We start from the raw sequence: 2,715 nt of genomic DNA, 5'->3' as shown, positions 1-2,715 counted from the left end.
CCTCCGCCACACCGGCCGCGACTACCACCGGCCCCTACGAGCCCTCGGTCTCACGTGACGAACCCAGACAGATCTCGATCATGCAATGACCCTGATGGCGTGTATGACGTGGTGGTGGTGGGTGGGCATGCGGCGGGGCTGAGTGCGGCTCTGGTCCTGGCCAGGGCGCGTCGTCGGGTCGCCGTGGTGGATGCGGGTGAGCCGCGCAACGCTCCGGCCGCGCATATGCATGGTTTCCTGTCCCGGGACGGGATGTCCGGGGCCGAGCTGCTGGCGGTGGGCCGGGCGGAGGTCGCTGGTTACGGGGTGGATCTGTTTCGAGGGCCGGGTGGATCAGATCGATCCCGGCTTCCTCGTCCGTCTGGACGGTGGTGCGGTGCTCGGTGCCCGCTGGGTCGTGGTGGTCACCGGGCTGCGGGACGAGCTTCCCGCGATTCCGGGCGTTCGGGAACGGTGGGGCAGGGATCTGCTGTTCTGCCCGTACTGTCACGCGTACGAGGTACGTGATCAGCCCATCGGGGTGCTGGGTACTCACCCCGGTGCGGTGCGGCATGCGTTGCTGTTGCGGCAGTGGTCGCGGGATGTCGTCTTTTTCTCGCACACTCTGGACCTGGGTGCGGAGGAGCGGGAGCGGTTGGCCGCGCGCGGGGTCGTCGTCGCGGAGGGGACGGTCAAGCGTCTGGTGAGCGAGGGTGACCGGTTGCGTGGTGTCGAGCTGGCCGAGGGGCATGTCGTTCCGCGTTCCGCGGTGTTCGTCTTTCCCCGGATGGTGCCTCATGACGCCCTGCTTGCCGGTCTGGGGTGCGAGCGGGACGACAGCGGCTGGGTGACCACCGACGATGCGGGCCGGACCAGTGTGTTCGGGGTGTGGGCGGTCGTCAATGCGTCCGATGCGAAGGCGCTCGTGATCACCGCTGCTGCGTCTGCACCCGGCCAAGACCCGGATCGTGTACTGCCAGGACGGATTGCGGCGCGGCTCGTATGAGCACACGTCTTTCACGTTCCTGGGGTTCACGTTCCAACAGCGTCAGATGCGGGACAAGAACGGCCGCATCAGATGGTCGTTCCGTCCCGCGGTCAGCAGGGACGCCCTCAAACGACTCGGCGACGAGGTCCGCTCCTGGCGGCTCCACCGGCGGGTCAACCTCACCGTGGAAGAACTCGCGCAGCGGATCAATCCGATCGTCGCGGGCTGGATGCAGTACTACGGCCGGTTCTACCGATCGGCCTTGTATCCACTTCTGATGCGCATCAACGCCTACCTGGTGCGCTGGCTCCGCAACAAGTACAGACGGTTTCGCGCGATGAGGAAGGCCATCGCGGCCTTCCAGAGGGCAGCCAAGCGCCGCCCGGGGATGTTCGCGCAGTGGAGATGGGTCAGTTCCCCCTCCTTCGCCTGGTGATCAGGATGACAAGAGCCGTATGACGAGAGATCGTCACGTACGGATCTGTGGGAGCCGGAGGGTGTGAATCCCTCCGGCTACCCGACCTTCGAGGTGCCCGGCGGCATGTGGCAGACCGTGATCTCCAAGCCCGTCTCGGCGGCCAGGGCGGCAAGTTCGGTTTTCCAGGCGCGGATGCGGTATCCATTGGAGCCGCCCGCGTCTGCGGTGATTAGCAGCCAGGCGGCCTGAGGGTAGTCGTGATTGCCACGGGCCTGCCACCAGCGACGGATCGAGGCAACGGCGAACGCGGCCGTGTCGTGATCGGTGCCGACACTGACCCAGCCGGTGTTCGCGGCGACGTCGTAGATCCCGTACGGGATAGCCTTGCCCGGTCCCTGCCGGTCAAGGAAGTCATGGGTCCTGACCTGGGCCGGCAGTCCTTTCGGATGCCACTCGCGGCCTCCGTTCTTGTACTGGCCGACCAGCTCCTTCTTCTTGGTTGTCCACGCTGATCACCGGATCGCCGGCACCCATATGCTCCTTGGCCCGGTCGTTGAAGTAGCGGAACTGGGCATCCCGGTCGGGATGCTGCCTGCCTTCGAGGGTCTTGGCGTTGGCCTGGAGACTGAACCCCTCCTCCCGCAGCAGGTCGGCGACGGTATCCGCCGAGACACGGTGGCCCTGCCTGGTGAGCTCGTCGGCGAGTCTGCGGGTGGACTTCGTCGTCCATCGCAGCGGCGACATCGGATCCCCTCGCATATCCGGCTCGACCAGCGTCAACAGCGCGGGCCGCAGTCCTGGATCCACCTCGGTCGCCAGCTTGCGCCCGCCACCGGGACGGCGGACCCGGCCCAGCGGTTCCGCCCCCGCCTCCAACTCGTCCACGCCTTTGCGCACGGTGGTCTCGCTGACCTCGGCCGCCTGGGCAACCGCCCGGATTCCGCCGTGGCCCAGGACCCTGGCCTCGGCCCCCATCAGCAGACGGCGCTGCCGCTCATCTAGATGCGGGAACAACACCACGAACTTCAGGCCGAGTTGACCACGGACCTCGCCAGATATGCGCATACCACACCAACGAGCTGAACCACGGGAAGCAACACCTTGATTCTCTGCGAGCCCTTAACTTGGCGTTTATGCAGCTCTGCTGCTTGCGATGGCTTCCGCGAGGTTTGGTTTGTCCTGTTTCCCGACGGGGTGCTCGCGTGCGCGGTGCTTGTTCTTCATCCCGATCGGCGGGCCGGGGCCCGCGGTGCTGGATTTCGGTGCGCTGGTCGGCTGAGGTGTTTTCCCGTGGAGGCGGCGAAATCCTCGACGGACACGCGCGGGTGTG

Annotated in this window: 1 protein-coding gene and 2 pseudogenes; 2 read left to right on the top strand and 1 reads right to left on the bottom strand. The window is 66.5% G+C overall.

Annotated features, from left to right (window positions below):
* Nucleotides 1-54: 54 nt before the first annotated feature.
* Nucleotides 55-985: pseudogene (locus tag ACGFU7_RS47795) on the top strand (NAD(P)/FAD-dependent oxidoreductase).
* Between the two features lie 46 nt (nt 986-1,031).
* The gene (locus ACGFU7_RS47790; RefSeq protein ID WP_393705071.1) at nt 1,032-1,403 is read left to right on the top strand and encodes a group II intron maturase-specific domain-containing protein; all 372 of its coding nucleotides are present in this window, start codon (nt 1,032-1,034) and stop codon (nt 1,401-1,403) included.
* Nucleotides 1,404-1,489: 86 nt separating this feature from the next.
* Here the strand turns inward: ACGFU7_RS47790 and ACGFU7_RS47785 are convergent.
* Nucleotides 1,490-2,450, bottom strand: a pseudogene (locus ACGFU7_RS47785) (ISAzo13 family transposase); the annotation flags it as partial.
* Nucleotides 2,451-2,715 lie beyond the last annotated feature (265 nt).

Origin of the sequence: Streptomyces sp. NPDC048473, assembly GCF_043200155.1 — a bacterium.
In the GTDB taxonomy this organism is placed as follows: Bacteria; Actinomycetota; Actinomycetes; order Streptomycetales; family Streptomycetaceae; genus Streptomyces.
This window is presented reverse-complemented; position numbering and strand designations above follow the sequence as displayed.

Excerpts from the sequence above, each read along its gene's own strand:
- ACGFU7_RS47790 (WP_393705071.1), top strand. The coding sequence starts at position 1,032 with ATGCGGGACAAGAACGGCCGCATCAGATGGTCGTTCCGTCCCGCGGTC.